12 protein-coding genes and 3 tRNA genes are annotated in these 13929 nt (G+C 76.2%); 7 read left to right on the forward strand and 8 right to left on the reverse strand.

Going from position 1 to position 13929, the window contains the following annotated elements:
• Positions 1–38: 38 nt before the first annotated feature.
• Entirely contained in the window at positions 39–1178 is a 1140-nt protein-coding gene (locus tag G339_RS0108015; RefSeq protein WP_019630555.1) for an SLAC1 family transporter, read from the reverse strand.
• A gap of 71 nt (positions 1179–1249) precedes the next feature.
• Between G339_RS0108015 and G339_RS0108020 the strand changes: the two genes are divergently transcribed.
• From G339_RS0108020 to G339_RS0108045, 6 genes are all read left to right on the forward strand, one after another.
• Entirely contained in the window at positions 1250–2206 is a 957-nt protein-coding gene (locus tag G339_RS0108020) for a LysR family transcriptional regulator (protein ID WP_019630556.1), read from the forward strand.
• Positions 2203–3006 carry a universal stress protein gene (locus tag G339_RS0108025; protein WP_019630557.1) on the forward strand — a complete coding sequence of 268 codons (804 nt, stop codon included), beginning with the start codon at positions 2203–2205 and terminating at the stop codon, positions 3004–3006. The genes G339_RS0108020 and G339_RS0108025 overlap by 4 nt, the downstream gene beginning before the upstream one ends.
• Before the next feature lie 174 nt (positions 3007–3180).
• Positions 3181–4173, forward strand: a complete 993-nt coding sequence (locus tag G339_RS0108030; RefSeq protein WP_019630558.1) for a CHAP domain-containing protein — start codon at positions 3181–3183, stop codon at positions 4171–4173.
• A 56-nt stretch (positions 4174–4229) separates the two neighbouring features.
• Positions 4230–4301 (forward strand) — tRNA-Gly (locus G339_RS0108035).
• 36 nt (positions 4302–4337) lie between these two features.
• Positions 4338–4408 (forward strand) — tRNA-Cys (locus G339_RS0108040).
• Between the two features lie 35 nt (positions 4409–4443).
• Positions 4444–4518 (forward strand) — tRNA-Val (locus G339_RS0108045).
• Between the two features lie 94 nt (positions 4519–4612).
• On the opposite strand, the gene G339_RS0108050 is transcribed toward G339_RS0108045, so the two are convergent.
• From G339_RS0108050 to G339_RS0108080, 7 genes are all read right to left on the reverse strand, one after another.
• Positions 4613–5698 (reverse strand): hypothetical protein, encoded by a 1086-nt coding sequence (locus G339_RS0108050; RefSeq protein ID WP_019630559.1) that lies wholly within the window; start codon positions 5696–5698, stop codon positions 4613–4615.
• Positions 5699–5743: 45 nt separating this feature from the next.
• Positions 5744–6892 carry an FUSC family protein gene (locus tag G339_RS36545; RefSeq protein WP_019630560.1) on the reverse strand — a complete coding sequence of 383 codons (1149 nt, stop codon included), beginning with the start codon at positions 6890–6892 and terminating at the stop codon, positions 5744–5746.
• Positions 6893–6950: 58 nt separating this feature from the next.
• The gene (locus tag G339_RS0108060; RefSeq protein WP_019630561.1) at positions 6951–7928 is read right to left on the reverse strand and encodes a UDP-glucuronic acid decarboxylase family protein; all 978 of its coding nucleotides are present in this window, start codon (positions 7926–7928) and stop codon (positions 6951–6953) included.
• Positions 7925–9367, reverse strand: coding sequence for a D-glycero-beta-D-manno-heptose 1-phosphate adenylyltransferase (rfaE2, locus tag G339_RS0108065; RefSeq protein WP_019630562.1), 1443 nt, complete (start codon positions 9365–9367; stop codon positions 7925–7927). The genes G339_RS0108060 and rfaE2 overlap by 4 nt, the downstream gene beginning before the upstream one ends.
• Positions 9364–9969 carry a D-sedoheptulose-7-phosphate isomerase gene (locus G339_RS0108070; protein ID WP_019630563.1) on the reverse strand — a complete coding sequence of 202 codons (606 nt, stop codon included), beginning with the start codon at positions 9967–9969 and terminating at the stop codon, positions 9364–9366. The genes rfaE2 and G339_RS0108070 overlap by 4 nt, the downstream gene beginning before the upstream one ends.
• A 3-nt stretch (positions 9970–9972) precedes the next feature.
• Positions 9973–11196: a glycosyltransferase gene (locus tag G339_RS0108075; RefSeq protein WP_026341247.1), complete on the reverse strand. Its 1224-nt coding sequence runs from the start codon at positions 11194–11196 to the stop codon at positions 9973–9975.
• 81 nt (positions 11197–11277) lie between these two features.
• The gene (locus tag G339_RS0108080) at positions 11278–12165 is read right to left on the reverse strand and encodes a polysaccharide pyruvyl transferase family protein (protein WP_026341248.1); all 888 of its coding nucleotides are present in this window, start codon (positions 12163–12165) and stop codon (positions 11278–11280) included.
• A 109-nt stretch (positions 12166–12274) separates the two neighbouring features.
• Here G339_RS0108080 and G339_RS0108085 point away from each other — a divergent pair, with 109 nt between their 5' ends.
• Complete coding sequence (locus G339_RS0108085; protein WP_026341249.1) at positions 12275–13897, forward strand: carbamoyltransferase family protein; 1623 nt, start codon at positions 12275–12277, stop codon at positions 13895–13897.
• Positions 13898–13929: the final 32 nt, after the last annotated feature.

Raw genomic sequence — 13929 nt, forward strand, 5'->3', positions numbered from 1 at the left:
CGGCCTCTGCTCAGCTCCCACCGGCCGAGGCCGGCGACTCACCGGGGGACGCCTGGCATCGTACCCATACTTGCACCTATCGCAACCGTCCCATTACCCGGCGCATGCGGCCGGTTCGGGGCGGGGCGCAGGAGCCGTCCGTCGAGCACCCCGCGCAGCGTGCGCGCGCCCGCGACGGCCCACGCGAGAAGGAGAAGAAGGTATAGCGCCGCGGACAGGTAGGAGAACACCGCGAGTCCGGTGTGCCGGGCGAGGACGGCCGCGCCGGTCACGCACGTCCCGACCGGGAAGGTGTACGCCCACCACGTCATCGCGAACGGCATCCCGGCGCGCAGCGCCCGCGCGTTCGCGGCGGCGGCGACCGCGAGCCACAGCAGCGCGAAACCCATGACCGGAACGCCGTACAGCACGCTGAAGACCTTCAGTTCGGCGGCGTGCGCGTGCGCGGCGTCGGCGATCTGCCCGACGGCGGTCGTGGACTGCCCGAGCGGGCCGAGGACGAGGAACAGCGTCGGGACGAGCGGCGAGACCGGCGCGCCGAGACACCCCCGCACCAGCCCCGACCACACGCCCGGCAGCACGACGAGCGTGGCGAGCAGGCTCGCGCCGAACAGCGCCAGGCACGCGCACAGCAGCGTGGCGCGCGGCTGGCCGGGCGGCAGGTGCGCGGCGAGCGGCGGCCCGGCCGCCGCCGCGACCATCGGCGCGACGACCGGCAGCAGCCAGGTCGGGTTCGGGGCCGCGTCCCGGTGCGCGTGCCGGGTGATGAGCAGGCACGGGATCGCCGCCGCGACGGCGGCGGCCGTCACCGTCCCGGCGGTCCAGAGCACCGCGTCGGCGGCGACGGCGGCGCGTTCCCCGACGACGCGCGACCCGGCGGCGAGCGTCGCGTTGCCGACCGCGAGCAGCGCCATCGGCGGGCAGCCGTAGAACACGGCCGTCGCCGGGTCCGCGAGGTGCGCGGCGGCGACGTCGCGGTGCCGCCGGAAGTGGCCGGCGCGGGCCGCGAGCAGCGCGGCGAGCAGCAGCGCCGACAGCGCCCACGCGGCCGTCCCGAGCGCCCGCAGGCCGGGCACGCGCGCGGGCACCGCCTCCGCGCCGGTCGCGACGATGGCGGTGCCCATCACCACCGCGTACCAGTTGGGGCCGATGTACCGGGTCGTGCGTGCGCCGTCCATGCCGTCCAGCCTGCGGCGCGGCGGCGGGATCGGCTAGGGGCCGCCGACCTATCAACCCATAGGATGACTTTATGGGCATAGCGCACCGCGTCCCCGACCTCGGGGCGCTCGAACTGCTGCTGGCGGTCGTCCGGCTCGGCAGCGTGGGCCGCGCGGCGGCCGAACTGGGCGTCACCCAGCCCGCCGCCAGCGCCCGCATCCGCACGATGGAGCGCCAGCTCGGCCTCGCGCTGCTGGACCGTTCCCCGCGCGGGTCGCGGCCCACCGAGGCCGGGACGCTCGTCGCGGGCTGGGCCCAGCAGGTCCTCGACGCCGCGACGGCCCTGGACGCGGGCGCGACCGCGCTGCGCGAGCGCCGCGAGGGACGGCTGCGCGTCGTCGCCAGCATGACCGTCGCCGAGTACCTGATGCCCGGCTGGCTCGTCGCGCTGCACGCCGCGCGGCCCGGCACCGCCGTCACGCTGCGCACCGCCAACTCCGCCGCCGTCGCCGAGACCGTCCGGGCCGGCGGCGCGGACCTCGGCTTCGTCGAGGGCACCCGGACGCCCGCCGGGCTCAGCGGCACCGTCGTGGCCGCCGACCGGCTCGTCGTCGCCGTCGCGCCCCGGCACCGCTGGACGCGGCGGCGCGGCGGCGTCACCGGCGACGAGCTGGCCGCCACGCCGCTCATCCTGCGCGAAGAGGGCTCGGGCACCCGCGAGGTCCTGGACCGCGCGCTCGCCGCGCACGGCGGGACCGCGCCGCCGCTGCTCCAGCTCGGCTCCACGACGGCGCTCAAGGCGGCGGCGGTGTCGGGCGCGGGGCCGGTCGTCGTCAGCGAACTCGCCGTCGCCGACGAGCTGGCGGGCGGGCGGCTCGTCGCCGTCCCCGTCGCCGGGCTCGACCTGCGGCGCCCGCTGCGCGCCGTCTGGCCCGCCGGGCAGCGGCCCGCCGGACCGGCCCGCGACCTGCTGGCCCTCGCCCGGCAGGGGCGGCCCCGGCCCCCGCGGGCTTCGCGCGAGCGGGCGGCGGGGATGCTGGAGACATGATCGGAGACAACATCCTGGTCGGCTACGACCCGGGGCCCGGCGGCCGGGAGGCCGTCGACCTGGCGTTCGCGTTCGTCCGGGTGACGGGCGGGCTGGTCACCGTCGCGCACGTCCACGCGCCCGGGCGGCCCGCCGCCGCGGCCGAGGCGGCGAACGTGCTGGCGAACGTCCGCCGGACGCTCGACGACCCCGCCACCGACGTCGTCGCGCAGGAGAGCCGCAGCGTCGGGCGCGGCCTGGCGGCCGCCGCCGGGCGCGCCGGGGCCGACTGCATCCTCATCGGCTCCGCCGAGGGCGGGCCGCGCGGGCGGATCACGGTCGGGTCCACCGCCGACCACCTGCTGCACTCGTCGCCGGAGGCGGTGATCCTCACGCCGTCCGGGCTGCGGCCGACGCCGAAGCTGAGCCGCATCACCGTCATGTACGTCGACCGGCCGCAGTGCGAGGACGCCGTGCTGCGCGGGGCCGTCGCGGCGCAGTCGTTCGGCGTCCCGCTGCGGCTGCTCACCCTCGCGCTGGAGGAGGACCCGCAGGACCGGCTGCGCGACGACCTCGCGCTCGCCGTCCGGATCGCCCTCGACTCGTCCGGGCTCGACCCCGAGGACGTCCGCACCGAGCTCGCGCACGGCGACGACGTGGCCGCCGCGATGGACGCCGCCGAGTGGGTCGAGGACGAGGTGGTGATCGTCGCCAGCGGCGAGAACGCGTCGCCGCACCGCGTCTTCCTCGGCGAGATCGCGCTCAAGGTCGTGCGCGCCGCGACCTGCCCGGTGATCGTCCTCCCCCGGGGCTACACGTGATCTGACCCGGGCGGGTCAGGCCGCTCATAGTCGAAAATGACCCCCTCCCGCCGGGTACTTGCCCAGCGCTCTTTACCTCGGCTACATTCTGCCGAGATCAGACCGTGACATTGATCGTCGCGGACCTTCGGGTCGGGCTCCCGCCCGCACCACGAGAGGCATCCAGGGAGCGTCATGGACCCGATCGGCAAGAAGCTGCTGGCCGTCGCCAAGTCCGAACTCGGCTACACCGAGAAGGGCGACGGGTACACGAAGTTCGGCGAGTGGTACCGCACGAAGGTGGACGGCGACCACGACTCCTACTTCGCGACCGCGCCCTGGTGCGACATGTTCCTCGCCTGGGCCGCCGACCGCGCGGGCGTCGCCGACCAGGCCGGACGGTTCGCCTCCACCGTCGAGCACGCCCACTGGTTCAAGGAGCACGGCGCCTGGGGCACCAAGCCCGAGCCGGGCGCGTTCGTCTTCTACGACTGGTCCGGCAGCAAGGACCTCGACCAGATCGACCACGTCGGCATCGTCGAGCGGGTGGACGGCCACACGATCCACACCATCGAGGGCAACGCCGACGGCTACAAGCTCACGCGCAAGACGCGCAGCCTGGACAGCGTCGTCGGGTTCGGCTACCCGTCCAAGGTCCAGGTGGTGGAGAAGTACGCGCCCAAGCACGCCGCGCCGCCCGCGAAGGTCGCCGACATGACGGCCGCGCCCGCCGCGGCGCTGCCCGCGATGCCGGTCCCCGCGCCGCACGACGCCCCGGACCCCGCGCCGCAGCTCCCCGCGCAGGACGCGGTCCTCGGCGGCATCCTCGCGCTCGTCCTGTGCGGCACCGTCGCGCTGGCCGTGGGCCGCGCCACCGCCGCCAAGGCGCCGACCACGCCGCCCATCCGCGTCCGCAAGCGCGGCCGCCACCACCGCACGGGCGCGCCCGCCGCCGTCCCCGCCGAACTGCCCACCGGGATCAGCGCCGCCGACCTGGACGCGGCCGAGTCCGTCACCACGGTCATGCCCGCCCTGTCCCTCGCCGCGGCCCACGCCGCCGAGGACCGCGAGTTCTGGGGCCGCATCGACCGCTTCAAGGACGACGAGGACCTCGCGTTCTGGGACACCCTGCACGCCGCCGTCGGCGACGCGCCCGCCGAGTACGCAAGCGCCGCCGACTTCCGCTAGAGTTACCCATGTCGCCGCGAGGGACCGCCCCGCAAGGGAAGGCCTGAGCAGCACACGCGGAAGTGGCTCAGGGGTAGAGCATCACCTTGCCAAGGTGAGGGTCGCGGGTTCGAATCCCGTCTTCCGCTCTGAGAGGCCCTTGCACAGCCAGGCGGTCTCGCTCTGGTGGAGTGGCCGAGAGGCGAGGCAACGGCCTGCAAAGCCGTGTACACGGGTTCAAATCCCGTCTCCACCTCGACGCCTGCGTCGAAGTCGGACGCGGGTCTGCACGGGCGATTAGCTCAGTGGGAGAGCGCTACCTTGACACGGTAGAGGTCACTGGTTCAATCCCAGTATCGCCCACCAGTCGGGCTTCGGCACCAGCCGAAGCCCGCTTTCGTTTTTTCGGACGATTCTCACCGGCGGCGCCGTCCCCCGGCCGGGCCGGGGGACGACAAGGTCAGCCGTTGGTCATGGTGAGGGTGCCGAGGGTGCTCGTGCCTACTGACCAGAGGGTGCCGGTCGGGGTTGTGGACGTGTCGGTGAGGGTGGCGTTCCAGGTGCCCAGGGAGTCGGGGACGGGGATTCGGCGCCAGGTTCCCGCGGTGAGGTGGAGGACTGCGGGGGCGGCCTGGGTGTCGGTGGCTCGGCCCGTGGCGTAGGCGCCGCCTGACGGGTCTCGGGTCAGGGACTCGATCTGGGCTACGCCTGTGGGGATCGGCTCGTTCGTCCAGGTCGTGCCGTTCCAGTGGGCCAGGCGGGACGTCGTGGTGCCGGTCGTCCGGTCGTAGTAGGTCCCGGCGGCCCACACGTCGTCGGGGCCGACCGCGACGACGTCGGTGGGCTGCGCCTCGTCCGGCCACGCGGTGATCGGGCGGGCGGTCCACGTGCGGCCGTCCCAGTGCTGCGCGGTGGGGTGCATGACGGTGGTGCCGTTCCACGTCCGCGTCCGGCCGACCGCCCAGACGTCGGACGCGGTGCGGGCGTTAAGGTCCGCCGGGGTGTGGTCGGGCAGGTTCGTCGAGGTCCACGTGCCGCCGGCGAGCCCGTAGACGCGGCCGTCGAACGCGATCCACACGCGGCCGTCTGCGGCGGCGACGGACGCCGTGTAGGAGAGGCCGTCGTCGCCGCCGGGGAGTTGGACGGTCCGCCACGCGGTCCCGTCGAAGTGGACGACCCATCGCTTGCGCGTGCCGCCGGGATCGGCCTGGTACCCGGCGGCCCACACGTCGTTCGCGGACAGGGCGGCGACGCCGAGCAGGCTTCCGTCTGCGGGCCAACCGGGCAGCGGGTAGCCCTGCCAGCCCGAGCCGGTCCAGCGCTGCATCACCGGCTGCGGGTGGTCGAAGACCGTGGAGCCGAGGTGCGCGTACGTGCCGACGACCCACGCGTCGGACGCCGAGACGGCGGCGACGCCGGACAGCGTCCCGCCGGGGACGAACGGCGAGGGGACCGAGCGCCACGTGCCCGCGTCCGCGTGGGCGGTGCCGGTGAGCAGGAGGGACGCGGCCGCGACGACGCCGATCCCCCGTCGAAGAGTCAACATGGAAGCCAGTATTCACTGGCAAGGTCGCTTTTGTCCCCTCCCGGCTCAGCCCGGCGCACGCGTGCTCAGCTCCCGCACGTCCCCCAGCAGGCGCCGGGTGCGGCGGACGAGTTCCTTGCGCGGGTCCCACAGCCCCGGCGGATCGGTCCCCGCCGCGCGGTGCGGCGCTTCGAGGCGGTCCTGCCCGGCGCGCGCCTCGTCCAGCAGGTCGCGGTCGGGAGAACGCCCGCGCGACGACCGCAGCAGGCGCGCCAGGAGCCGGAGCTGCCGCGCGCAGCGCAGCCGGAAGATCCGCCCGAGGTCGGGCGACTCGCGGGGCAGCTCGCGGATCTCCGCGAACGTCGCGCCGATGCCCTCGACCTCGTCCGACACCTGCTCCAGGCAGGCCAGGACGCGCGGCGGCGGCCACGCGCCGCGCCGCTCGCCGCGTCTGCGGTGCGCGTTCAGCCGGGTGCGGGGGTTGGCGCGCATGCTGTCCTCGCCGCGCGCGCACGCCTCGCGGGCCTGGTCGCGGCAGCGCGCGAGGCGCTGCCGCCGCTCGTCCCAGCGCGCCCAGGACCCGTCGCGATCGGCCAGGACGTCCGCGAGCGCGCCGAGCGCCAGCGCCAGCTCGCGGCCGAGGTCGCGGACGGCCCGTTCGGCGGGCCGCAGGTGCAGCGGCGGGAACAGCAGCGCGTTGACGGCGAGGCCCACGGCGAGGCCGGACACGACGTCGAACACGCGCGGCGCGGCGTAGTCCACGACGTCGTGGCGGCCGAACAGCAGCGCGAACAGCGCGAGGAACGGGATCTGCTCGCCCTGCCCGCCGATCCACCGCGCCTCGGCGAGGGTGAGCCCGACCGCGAGGACGAGCACGATCCCGGCGAGGCCCGGTCCGAGCAGTTCGCCGATCGGGACGGCCACCGCCATCGCGACGAGGAACCCCGCCGCGTACCCGGCGCTCTCGCGGACGGACCGCGCGACGGTCGGGTACACGCCGAACAGCGCGGCGAGCGGCGCGTAGTAGGGGTCGGGATGGCGCAGCGCGTACCGCGCGAACGTCCAGGCGAGGGCCGCCGCGAACACCGACTTGGCGATGACGTGGACCCGCTCCCCGACGCGCCGGGAGCGGCCCGGCGCGGCGGGGCGCAGCCGGGCCCGCAGCGGGGCGACGAGCGGGGCGAGGCGGGCGGCCGGGGGAACCGCGCGCGCCATCAGGTCGCCGCGCGGGGGTGGTGGGTCACGCTCGGGGTGCTCCTTTCGGGCGGCCGGGTCAGACGGCGGCCTCCTCGCGTTCGCGGTTCTCGGCGAACAGTTCCTCGAACCACGCGACGGTGCGGCGCAGGCCGCGGTCGCTGGGGACCTCGGGCCGCCAGCCGAGCCGGTCGCGGGCGAGGGCGGTGTCGGGGCGGCGGACGGCCGGGTCGTTCTCGGGCCGCTCCACGAAGGTGATCTCCGAGTCCGACCCGGCGAGGTCGCGGATCGTCCCGGCCAGCGCGAGGACGGTCATCTCGTCGGGGTTGCCGATGTTGATCGGCCCCGGTTCGCCGCGCGCGGCGGCCATCGCGAGGATGCCCGCGACGGTGTCGTCCACGTAGCAGATCGAGCGGGTCTGGGAGCCGTCCCCGGCGACGGTCAGCGGCTCGCCGTTGAGGGCCTGCCGGATGAACGTCGGGATCGCGCGGCCGTCGTGCGGGCGCATGCGCGGCCCGTAGGTGTTGAAGATCCGGACGATGCCGGTGTCCATCCCGTGGGTGTTGCGGTAGGCGGTGGTCAGCGCCTCGCCGTACCGCTTGGCCTCGTCGTAGACGCTGCGCGGCCCGACGGGGTTGACGTTGCCCCAGTAGTCCTCGCGCTGCGGGTGCTGGAGCGGGTCGCCGTAGACCTCGCTGGTGGAGGCCAGGACGAACCGCGCGCCCTTCTCGCGGGCGAGGCCGAGCGCGTGCAGCGTCCCGATCCCGCCGACCTTGAGCGTCTCCAGCGGCAGCTTGAGGTAGTCGACGGGCGACGCGGCCGACGCGAAGTGCAGGACGAGGTCGACGTCGCCTGGGATGTGGACGAACTCGGTCAGGTCGCACTCGACGAGCCGGAACCCGCGCCGCCCGATGAGGTGGGCGACGTTCTCCGGCCCGCCGGTGAGGAAGTTGTCCATGCAGACGACCGAGTACCCGGTGTCGAGCAGCCGTTCGCACAGGTGGGAGCCGAGGAACCCGGCCCCGCCGGTGACGACGGCGCGGCGTGCGGCGCTCATGCGCCCTCCTCCGTCCGGCGGCGCGCGGACCGGACGGCGGCGCGCTCGACGATGCGGGTCGTGGACCGGCCCGCCAGGTACGGCAGCAGGACGGTCTCGCCGCCGAGCCGGTTGACGACGGCGGTCTCGGGCAGGTCGGCGGCCGCGTAGTCGCCGCCCTTCACCCACAGGTCCGGGCGGAGCCGTTCGATCGTCTCCACGGGCGTCTCCTCCTCGAAGATCACGACGGTGTCGACGCTGTCGAGCGCGCTGAGGACGCGGACGCGGTCCTCCTGCGCGACGAGCGGCCGGTCGGCGCCCTTGAGCGAGCGGACCGACGCGTCGGAGTTCAGGCACACGACCAGGCAGTCGCCGAGCGCCCGCGCCTGGCGGAGCAGCTCGACGTGCCCGGCGTGCAGCAGGTCGAAGCAGCCGCCGGTCGCGACGACGGTCCCGCCGCGCTCGCGGACGCGGCGGACGACGTCGAACGCGTCGGCCGCCGCGCCGCGCCGCGCGGCGGCGGCGCCGGTGGCGACGAAGACCGAGGCCCGCTCGACGCCCGCCGCGACGGCGTCGTCGAGCAGCGCGCCGTCGCGCAGCGCGAGCGCGGCGGCGGCGGCGAAGCAGTCGCCCGCGCCGCACGGGTCGGGTGCGCGCCCGGCCGGGACGGCGGCGGGGTCGGGCGGCGGGACGGGCACGAGCCGGGCGACGTCCTCGCCGACCGACAGCAGCGCGCCGCGCTCCCCCATCGTGACCGCGACCCCGGCGGCCTCCCAGGCGGCGACGAGCGCGGCGGCGTCGGCGGCGGCGCGGTCCAGCTCGCCCGCGGGGCGGCCGGCGGACTCGGCGGCGTCGGGCAGCGCGGCGGCGAACGCGCGCGCCTCCCGGTGGTTGGGGACGGCGACGCGCGTGCCCGGCACGGGCGGCGCGCCCGCCGGGTGCGGGTCCCACACGACGGGCGTGGTGCGGGCGAGTTCGCGCAGGCGTTTCCGCAGCGCGGGCAGCGCGGTGGTGCCGCGCCCGTAGTCGGAGACCAGGACGGCCCCGGCGGACGCCAGCACCTCGGCGGCCTCGTCGGGCAGCGGCCCGGGCGCGGCGCGGGCGTCGCCGTGGTCGATGCGGACGACGGGCCGCCCCCCGGCGCGGACGCGGACCTTGCGGACGGTCTCGCCGCGCGCGGGCAGCGGCACGAGCCGGACGAGGCCGGGCAGCGCGGCGCGCAGCCGCGCGGCGTGCCCGTCCCCGGCGACGGGCGCGACGAGCACGACCGCGCCGGGTTCGAGGTCGGCGGCCAGCGTCGCGGCCAGCCCCGCGCCCCCGGCGCGCACGTGCTCGGTGACGCCCTGCACGACGGGGACGGGCGCGTCGGGCGCGAGCCGTTCGGAGGTCCCGTCCAGGTCGATGTCGAGGAACGCGTCCCCGACGACGACGAGCGGCCCGCCGCCGCGCCGCCGGGTCACGACGCCACCACCTTGCCGCGCTCGGCGGCCGCGGCGGCGCTCGCCTCGTCGGCGAGGACGGCGTCGTCCATCGCCTCGCAGACCATGTGGACGGCGGCGAGGTGGACCTCCTGCACGGTGCAGGTGGACGGCGCGTCCACGGTGACGGCCTCGTCGCAGGCGGCGGCGAGCGGGTTCGGCCCGGGCCCGGTGATCGCCCAGGTGCGGACGCCGAGGTCGGCGGCGGCGCGCGCGGCCGCGACGACGTTGCCGCTGGACCCGCTCGTGGACAGGCACACCAGCACGTCGCCGCGCCGCCCGTGCGCGCGGACCTGGCGGGCGAACACCTCGTCCGCGCCGTAGTCGTTGACGATCGCGGTGACGGCGGAGGTGTCGGCGTGCAGCGACACGGCGGCGAACGGGCGGCGCTCGCGGGCGTAGCGGCCGACGAGTTCGGCGGTGAGGTGCTGCGCCTGCGCGGCGCTGCCGCCGTTGCCGCAGGCCAGCAGGCGGCCGCCGGTGTCCAGCAGCGCCGCCAGCTCGCGGCCCCAGCGGGCGAGCGTCGGGGCGTGCGCGTCGAAGGTGCGCAGCGCGGCGGCGAGGTCCTGCAGGTGGTTCTCCATGAGTCAGCCCCCCTGCGCCATCGCGTAGGCGGGCCGCGCGGCGCGGCCCGCGAGGAGTTCGGTGTAGGCGGCCTCGGTCCGCGCCGCGACCCGCGACCAGCAGAACCGCTCGCGGGCGTGCTCGGCGCCGGCACGGCCGAGCGCGGCGCGGCGGGCGGGGTCGGCGAGGACGGCGCGCAGCCGCGCGGCGAGCGCGGCGGGGTCGCGGGGCGGCGCGAGCATGCCGGTCGTGCCGTCCAGGACGGTGTCGAGGTGGCCGCCGACGGCGGACGCGACGACGGGCGTCCCGCACGCCATCGCCTCCAGGGGGACGATCCCGAACGGCTCGTACCAGGGCGCGCTGACGATGACGTCGGCGGCGCGCATCAGGGCGGGCACCTGCTCGTGCGGGACCGCGCCGAGGAACACGACGCGGTCCGCGACGCCGACGCGCTCGGCGAGGGCGGCGAGCCGCCGCGCCTCGGGGTCGCGGTCCAGTCCCCCGGCGGCGGGGCCGCCCGCGACGACGAGTTCCGCGCCGGGCACGCGCGCCAGCGCCTCGACGACGGTCTCGACGCCCTTGCGGGGGACGAGCCGCCCGATGCTGAGGATGTGCGGCCGGGACGGCCGGGCGAGCACGGGCCCGTCCGGCCGGAACCGCCCGGTGTCCACCCCGCAGGGGACGATCCGGACGCGGCCCGGGTCCGCGCCGAACGCGCGCAGGTCCGCGACCTCCGACGACGACGTGGCGATGACCATGTCCGCGTCGCGGGCGACCCGCGGTTCGAGGAACGTCCGCTCGGCCGGGCTGGTGTCGGCCTCGGCCTGGTGGCGGCGCTTGACGATCCCGAGCGCGTGGAACGTCTGGGCGACGGGGACGCCGAGGCCGCGCGCCCCGTCGAGGGCGGCCAGGCCGCTCATCCAGAAGTGCCCGTGGACGACGTCGGGCGGGTCGGCGCGCCAGCGGTCGCGCAGGCGCGCGCCGAACTCGCGCATGTAGGGCAGCAGGTCGTCCTTGGGGACGGCCTCGGGCGGCCCGGCGTCGACGTGCTCGACGACGACTCCCTGGAACGGCGCCGCCTCGGCGGGCAGGTCCGGGTCGTCGCGCCGGGTGAACACGCGGACCCGGTGGCCGCGGGCGGCGAGCGCGCGGGCGAGGGCGGCGACGTGGACGTTCTGCCCGCCCGCGTCCGCCCCGCCGAGCGGCGCCAGCGGGCTGGCGTGTTCGGACACCATATGGATGATCACGCTGTCCTCCGTCTCCACGACGTGCTGCGGTCGTGCGTGCCGCCCCCTAGCCGTACGGAGAGCACTCAAACACCCGTTCCACTACAAGTGACTACGCAGCGCATCGTCCAGTGCGGTGAGCAGTGCGTTCCCGCCGGGCGAGAAGATCCGCGCGGCGGTCTCGCCGGGCTCCGACAGGCACCATCGCCAGAGTTCGGCGAGCCGTTCGTCACCGTCCGTGGCCAGGACGTCCTCGGCGGCGAGCACGGCGGGCCAGCCGAGGGCGCGGGCCTGCGCGGTGACCTTCCCGCCGCCCGCGACGGGGTCGACGGCCAGGACGGGCACGCCGGCGCGCAGGCCGAGGACGAGCCCGTGCAGCCGGGTCGTGACGACGGCGTCGAGCCGCGCGAGCACGGACGTCAGCTCGCGCGCGGCGCCGAACAGCCGCCAGTCCCGCGAGTCCAGCCGGGTCTCCAGCGGCAGCCGGGCGCAGCCGGTGCGCGCCAGCCAGTCCACGACGCGGTCGGCGACGTCCTCGTGCCGCCGCCGCGTCCCGTACTCGCCCTGCCCGAGCGACAGCACGACGCCCGCGACGGGCACGGGCGGCAGGTCGGGGACGGTCGCGAGGTCGGGTCGGGCGGGTCCGAGCCCGTCACGCGCCAGGACGGTGTCGAACCCCGTGACCGCCGGATCGGCGGGATCGAGGACGGACACCCCCACCGCGATCCGGCGGCATCGCGCGTACCGCTCGTGCAGCGCGGCGATGTCGGGCCCGTGCAGCGGCCCGCACGCGAAGACCAGGTGGGTGTAGTCGGCGGGGTCCGCGCCCGCGAGCGTCAGCGCGCCGGGTTTGAAGACGGGGCTCCACGCGGTGTCGCAGGGGATGCCGGACGCGTCGAGGCGGTCGCGGACGGCGTCGCGGGCGAGGACGTCGCCCGCCGTCGCCTCGCCGTCCAGGAAGCTGTACCAGCCGGTGAGCAGCACTCGCATGGACTCCGGTTACCCGCGCGGGCGGCCGGGACGCACGCGGCCGGCCATGTTTCGCCGGACCGCCGCCGGGGAGGTGCGCGCCCACGGATGGCGAGGGAGGAGACGCCAGGTGCGTGTGCTGGGAATCAACGCGATCTTCCACGATCCGGCCGCGGCGCTCGTCGTGGACGGCCGGGTGGTCGCGGCGGCCGAGGAGGAGCGGTTCAGCCGCCGCAAGCACGGCAAGCGGCCCGTCCCGTTCGCGGCGTGGGAGCAGCCCGTCCAGGCGGCCCGGTGGTGCCTCGCCGAGGCGGGGCTGACGCCCGCCGACGTGGACGCCGTCGGGTTCTCCTACGACCCGGAGCTGACGCGGCCCGCCGACGAGATGGGCCTGTTCGACCCGTGGGACCACCTGCGGACGATGTACGCGCGGGAGGCTCCGGGCTTCCTGGCCGAGGCGCTGCCCGGCCTGGACCCGGCGAAGGTGCGGTTCGTCCCGCACCACGTCGCGCACGCGGCGTCGGCGGGACTGGCCGCGCCGTCGCGCGACAGCGCCGTGCTTGTGTGCGACGGGCGCGGGGAGCGCGCGTCGCACCTGTCCGGCCACTACCGGGACGGGAAGCTGGAGGTCCACCACTCGCAGGAGCTGCCGCACTCGCTGGGTCTGACGTACGAGGACCTGACGGAGCATCTGGGCTTCCTGCGCTCGTCCGACGAGTACAAGGTGATGGCGCTGGCGTCCTACGGCAAGCCGCGCCACCTGGATCTGCTCCGCGAGAAGATCGCGGTCACGGGCGACGGGGGCTTCGTGACCGAACCGGTCGACTGGGCGGAACTCGCGCCGCCGCCGGGCGACGCGCCGTGGGGCGACGCGCACGCCGACCTGGCCGCCAGCGTCCAACGGCGGCTGGAGGAGGTGCTGCTGGAGCTCGCCGGGGAGCTGCACGAGCGGACCGGCGAGCGGCTGCTGACGATGGCGGGCGGGACGGCGCTGAACTGCGTCGCGAACTCCGTCATCGCCCGCGAGGGGCCGTTCGAGGAAGTCTGGGTGCAGCCCGCCGCGGGCGACGCGGGGACGGCGCTCGGCGCGGCCCTGCACCTGGCGCGCGGCGCGGACGAGCCCGCCTGGCGGATGTCGGGCGCGGACCTCGGCCGCGGCTTCTCCGACGAGGAGATCGAGCGTGTCCTGCGCACCGCGCGCGTGCCCTACGACCGTCCCGCCGACATCGCCGACGCGACCGCCGAGGTGCTGGCGGACGACGGGATCGTCGCCTGGTTCCAGGGCCGGTCGGAGTTCGGCCCGCGCGCGCTCGGCCACCGGTCGCTGCTCGCGCACCCGGGCCGCCGCGCCAACCTCGACCGGATGAACGACGTGAAGGGCCGGGAGAGCTTCCGGCCGGTCGCGCCGATGGTCCGGCTCGACCGGGCGGGCGAGATCTTCGCGCGCGGCCCGAACCCGAGCCCGTACATGCTGTTCGTCCACGACGTCGCGCCCGCGTGGCAGGACCGCATCCCGGCGGTCGTCCACGTGGACGGCACCGCGCGGGTGCAGACCGTCGATCCGGCGACCGAGCCGCTGGTGGCGCGGATGCTGGACGGCTTCGAGCGCCGCACCGGCCTGCCGGTCGTGGTGAACACGAGCCTGAACACGGCGGGCCGCCCGATGGTCGACGACGTCCGCGACGCGCTGGAGTGCTTCGGGTCCAGCCCGGTGGACCTGCTGGCCATCGGCCCGTTCGCGGTGCGCCGGTGAGCCCGGGCGCCGCCGGCTCGGGGTACTCGGTG

Origin of the sequence: Actinomadura atramentaria DSM 43919 (genome assembly GCF_000381885.1) — a bacterium.
GTDB lineage: Bacteria > Actinomycetota > Actinomycetes > Streptosporangiales > Streptosporangiaceae > Spirillospora > Spirillospora atramentaria.

What these genes read in the sequence shown, in the direction of transcription:
- G339_RS0108080 (WP_026341248.1), bottom strand. Translation starts at nt 12,165, where the DNA reads ATGCGAGTGCTGCTCACCGGCTGGTACAGCTTCCTGGACGGCGAGGCG.
- G339_RS36545 (WP_019630560.1), bottom strand. Translation starts at nt 6,892, where the DNA reads ATGGCGCGCGCGGTTCCCCCGGCCGCCCGCCTCGCCCCGCTCGTCGCC.
- G339_RS0108030 (WP_019630558.1), top strand. Translation starts at nt 3,181, where the DNA reads ATGGACCCGATCGGCAAGAAGCTGCTGGCCGTCGCCAAGTCCGAACTC.
- G339_RS0108020 (WP_019630556.1), top strand. Translation starts at nt 1,250, where the DNA reads ATGGGCATAGCGCACCGCGTCCCCGACCTCGGGGCGCTCGAACTGCTG.
- G339_RS0108060 (WP_019630561.1), bottom strand. Translation starts at nt 7,928, where the DNA reads ATGAGCGCCGCACGCCGCGCCGTCGTCACCGGCGGGGCCGGGTTCCTC.
- G339_RS0108025 (WP_019630557.1), top strand. Translation starts at nt 2,203, where the DNA reads ATGATCGGAGACAACATCCTGGTCGGCTACGACCCGGGGCCCGGCGGC.
- G339_RS0108050 (WP_019630559.1), bottom strand. Translation starts at nt 5,698, where the DNA reads ATGTTGACTCTTCGACGGGGGATCGGCGTCGTCGCGGCCGCGTCCCTC.
- G339_RS0108015 (WP_019630555.1), bottom strand. Translation starts at nt 1,178, where the DNA reads ATGGACGGCGCACGCACGACCCGGTACATCGGCCCCAACTGGTACGCG.
- G339_RS0108070 (WP_019630563.1), bottom strand. Translation starts at nt 9,969, where the DNA reads ATGGAGAACCACCTGCAGGACCTCGCCGCCGCGCTGCGCACCTTCGAC.